The sequence below is a fragment of the Aeromonas sp. QDB25 genome, assembly GCF_027707725.1.
Lineage (GTDB): Bacteria > Pseudomonadota > Gammaproteobacteria > Enterobacterales > Aeromonadaceae > Aeromonas > Aeromonas caviae.
The window spans coordinates 1-4,185 of the sequence record NZ_JAPCIZ010000144.1 but is presented as its reverse complement, the minus strand read 5'-3'; the positions used below and the strand labels follow the sequence as shown (position 1 = coordinate 4,185).

At 57.9% G+C, this 4,185-nt stretch carries 3 protein-coding genes; all 3 read right to left on the bottom strand.

The features are described from left to right. Window positions 1-63 precede the first annotated feature (63 nt). Window positions 64-2,484 (bottom strand): TraC family protein, encoded by a 2,421-nt coding sequence (locus PG883_RS22700; protein WP_270808308.1) that lies wholly within the window; start codon window positions 2,482-2,484, stop codon window positions 64-66. An 82-nt stretch (window positions 2,485-2,566) separates the two neighbouring features. Beyond that, window positions 2,567-3,202: a TraV family lipoprotein gene (locus tag PG883_RS22695; protein ID WP_114522828.1), complete on the bottom strand. Its 636-nt coding sequence runs from the start codon at window positions 3,200-3,202 to the stop codon at window positions 2,567-2,569. A 10-nt stretch (window positions 3,203-3,212) separates the two neighbouring features. Next, the gene (locus PG883_RS22690) at window positions 3,213-3,992 is read right to left on the bottom strand and encodes a hypothetical protein (RefSeq protein WP_114522829.1); all 780 of its coding nucleotides are present in this window, start codon (window positions 3,990-3,992) and stop codon (window positions 3,213-3,215) included. Between the last annotated feature and the right edge of the window lie 193 nt (window positions 3,993-4,185).

The window sequence follows — 4,185 nt, the reverse complement described above, 5'->3', positions numbered from 1 at the left end:
TCCAGTTGGTGATGTTGTGTGTTGACTTGCCCATCTCATGTGCCCGGTAATTGATCCGGGAGATCAGATCACCACTTGGCTAGATAGTTCCCTGATTTGTGCAACAAGGCCCACCAGCACCTCCGAGAACATGCCCTTGTCGGTACGGACGGACTCCATCAGATCGAACACAAACTGCGGCGCATCCATGAGCTTGTCGGACTTCAGACGGCTGATAACCGGTGTTTCCTGTGCCAGCGTGAGCAGCCACGGGCTGTTTGCGAAGATCGCCTTGCCGGTCTTGGAGGAGTAGTAGTCCGAGACCTGCTGGGTGATACACACCCCCATGGCTTGCGTTTTCCGGAACCTACGCCAACCCGCCTCGATAAATTCCGCAAAGAACGAGTTGTTCGACGTGCTGGAGCCTTCCCCGATGTACTCCCACGCCTCATCCAAGATGAAGGCGCGGCGGCGGCCATCGTCCTTCTGAAACATCGCGTCCTGGGCCTGCTGGATGACGCTCATCAGCACCACGGTCTGCAGGTGCGGTTGAGCCTTCAGTTGGCCGAGTTCACAGACGATCATGCGCGAGGTGAACCGGATGGTGGGGGCGAGCTCCCGGTCAAAGATCCGGGCGTACTTACCGCTGCGGGTGAAGTCGTGCAGCTGGGCCCCGATGTCGCGGATCCGCTGGTCCTCGTGCTCGTTACAGAGCAGGGCAAACAGCGTGATACTGGCCTTGCTCGGGTTTGCCACGCACATTTCGAGCAAAATGCGCGACATGACGCTCGACTGGTAGTTGTCGATCTTGCCATCCGGTGCCGCCATCAGCTTGAGCATGTTGGTGATCATGGTCAGCTTGAGGCTGCCCGCCAGCGTCACATACGCCTCTGGGTTGGCGTTGGTGTCCTCCATGGACTGCGGGTTGTCGTTGTCCAGCAGGCCGGAGAGGTCAACGAACGGGTCAATGGAGAAGATCTGCTCCTCGCTGAACTCAATGTACTGGCTGGAGTGGAACTGGCTGGCCAGCGCCTTGTAGGAGCCCCCGGAGTCGATGACAAACACCTGGCCACCATCTTGAGACATGGGTCGGCCTGGGACACCGGTCGTCAGCAACTGCTTAACGAGGTTACCGGCGAGCACGGATTTACCGGCACCGGAGCGGGCCGCGATGGCGATGTTGAAGGAGGCGTTGGTCTTGAAGGGGTCAATGGAGATGAGCTGCCCCTCGCGGGAATAGCCCACCAGAACGGGGTTGGCGCTATTGCCCTTCCATGGTCCATAGATGGGTGCGACACAGGCCAAATACTTGGTGGTGAAGACCTCTTGGCGCTGCAACATCCCCCGGATCTGCGGGTCGTAGCCGTGACACATCGGGAGCATTTCAATGAGCAGGGGCATCGCGATGAAGCGATCGACCCCGTAGCCATAGCCCTTGGTTTCCAGGTAGGACATCACGTTCTTGACGGCGGCATCCTGCTTACCGTCGTTGTCCAAGAAGAGGGTGGCCTGCAGCCAGCAGTTCACGATGGACTGGTTCTCCTGCTCAAGCTCGTGCTCGATGGCCTTGAGGTCTTCGAACTGGAAGCGCAGGCGGTTACTGTACTTCATCACCCCGGCCGATTCCTGGTTGGTTACCAGCACCTTGCGGGCATCGAACGCGCTCTTGGCCTTCTTGCGGTTCGGGAAGTGGACATTGAGCGAGATCAGGAAGTCTGGGTGAATGCCACCAATCCCGGTGTTCCAGTTGGAGAAGAAGTTATACATGTCTCCGACCATGGCGTAGTCGGGCCGTTTGTAGCCATTGAGTACGCGGATTACGCGGTTCTCATCCTGTCGGTTGGGGTCGCCCTGCAGTACGATCCCTTGGTTGTCCACGGTGACCATGCGGCCCGGTTGCAGCACCTGATGACGCAGGGGGATACTCGGTTTGACTTGGCACCCGCCCTTGGCCCAAGCGGTTTCCTTGCCAGGATTGAGCATCACCTGCATCCGGCGCAGCCACATCTCGTGGTTAGCGACGACGGGGGCGGACCCCATACTCTGGAGCTTCTGGACAAGGTCGGCTTTGACCTCTACCGCTTTGGCTATCTCTTCCTCTGTCGGGATCTGATTCTCAATCGGGATAGTGACCGAGTACCAGACCTCAAAGTTGCGAGCAACCAACGTGTCCTTACCGGGTCGCAACCCTTGGCTGCTCGAATCGTGCAGGTAGTCCCGGCCAAGGTCGGTCAGCAGCTGCTCGAACTCCCAGTCCTCCCGCTCCATGCGGCCACCGCGCAGGTTATCCCAGTTGTTGAACACCCCGATCATGTCTCGGTTCGCGGAGAGCGAAACAACCATGGTGGTATCGTCGGGGTAGTTGTACGTGAACAGCGACCCCAGCAGGTTTTTCATGGCGGCTGAGACCCCATTCAGGGGCTGGCAGACAATCATGAAGCCAAGGGTCGCGGGGTCGAGGAGGAAGATCTGCTCGTCCTGGTAGTAATCCAGAACGGGGATCATCTCTCCAAACTTGCGGTGCTGGACTAGAGCCCGCTGCCGTTGAATAATGGACGAAAACATAACAACACCCCTTTTGATTCAATCACTTACGCAGTAACTCGGGCGGAATTGCTACTTGGCCAGGGGTATTGGTGATCTTCTTCACACCCAGCGGGTCGACGGTGTGCGCCACCTTCTCTTTGTGGGAGAGGTTGGCGTCGGCATCTTGGCGGGCCTGCAACGGGATGATCTTGGCGGGCTGCTGGTTGGCGGCAGCGCCAACCAGCCAGCGCTTCGGTTCGACTTCCACAAACGCATATCCCGGCATGTTCAGTGATTGCGCATCATCTTCGTAGGCTGCAAACAGCACACGCAGAATGCGGGCATCGGCACGGACGGCCATCGGCTCGGGGGCAGAGAAGTCATCCCGGTAAAGGCTCAGCGAGTTGGATGGGATGACGCCAGCTGCGGGGATTTCGACAACCGCGCCACTGGCAGCTGCTTCATCACCAGTGGCACCTGTCTTTTTTCCGTCTTCGTCCTCGTCATCGTCAAGGCCATCCTGAGTGCCATCGAACAGCGAATCTTTGCTGTTGGTCATCTCGTAAACGTCTCGCGGTCCTTTACAGACATAGCCATTCGGTTTGCCAGGGCAGCTGGACTCCGACTGACCGATGATGGAGCAGCCTGCCATTGGCAGGAGCAACATGAGCAACAGGGTTTTGGCTGAATTTCGCATCGTGCTTTCCTTACTTCGATACTACGGATTCATCAGAGGATTCATCAGACGGACGACGCTCGTTCAAAAACGCCAGTAAATCATTCGGGATCCCAGGTTGTGCCAGGCCATCAACGCGCCAGATAGCCGGGACGCCTTTCAGGTTGAAGGTGCGGGTCAACATGGTGTTGAGCAGTACCCGTTGCCCCTTGCAGGTTGGCTGCTCGGGAAGCTCGGGGTAGGGTTTCCCCTTCATCAGCAACTCCACCACCTCGCGGCCCTTGTCGTAATCCACCTCGTAGGTACACCACAAATTCAGGGCGGTCTTAATGGACATTTGCCCGGCGATGGGGGTGAGCATGATTTCGACGTGGACCTCGTCGCGGTGCTCGGAGAGCTTGCGCAGGAGGTCCGTGCAGGACGCGCAGTAGGGGTCAACCATGATCCGCGCCTGCAGCGGCAGCTTCGGGTTGCCATAGGGAATGGTGCCGATGTCCACGAGGTTGAGCCCCATGTTCGCCAGCGTGAGGTATTGGGCATCGACCGCATCATCCACGGTCTTGATCTGTTTATTGGTGAAGACATCCTGCAGGTATCCCTTGAGGAAATACCTGCCGTTGGTGCTCACGATCACATCGTTGCCATTTTTATCCTTGGCAGCGACCAGTCCATCCAGCGGAAGTGGCACGGATTTCACCACGTTCTTTGCCACGGCTTCCTCAGAGTCCGCGGGGGACACGGAGGGGGCCTCAGCCTGGGAAAAGCCGCTCACCAGGAGGGTCAATGCCAGTAGTACCGGTCGCTTCTTCATCACGGTGCTTCCTTTCTGTTGTTAGCGATTAGTCGTCGCCATCGTCGTTATCGTTATCGTTATCGTCGTCGTCGTCTTGCTTGGTATTGATGGTGTTCGGGTCAATCTTGGTGCCGTACTGGACCAGCGCCTCGTTCAGATAGGCGATGGAGCCCTCGTCTTTGAAGGTGATGACACCGCGATCGCCAATCAG

What these genes read in the sequence shown, in the direction of transcription:
- PG883_RS22700 (WP_270808308.1), bottom strand. Translation starts at nt 2,484, where the DNA reads ATGATCCCCGTTCTGGATTACTACCAGGACGAGCAGATCTTCCTCCTC.
- PG883_RS22695 (WP_114522828.1), bottom strand. Translation starts at nt 3,202, where the DNA reads ATGCGAAATTCAGCCAAAACCCTGTTGCTCATGTTGCTCCTGCCAATG.
- PG883_RS22690 (WP_114522829.1), bottom strand. Translation starts at nt 3,992, where the DNA reads ATGAAGAAGCGACCGGTACTACTGGCATTGACCCTCCTGGTGAGCGGC.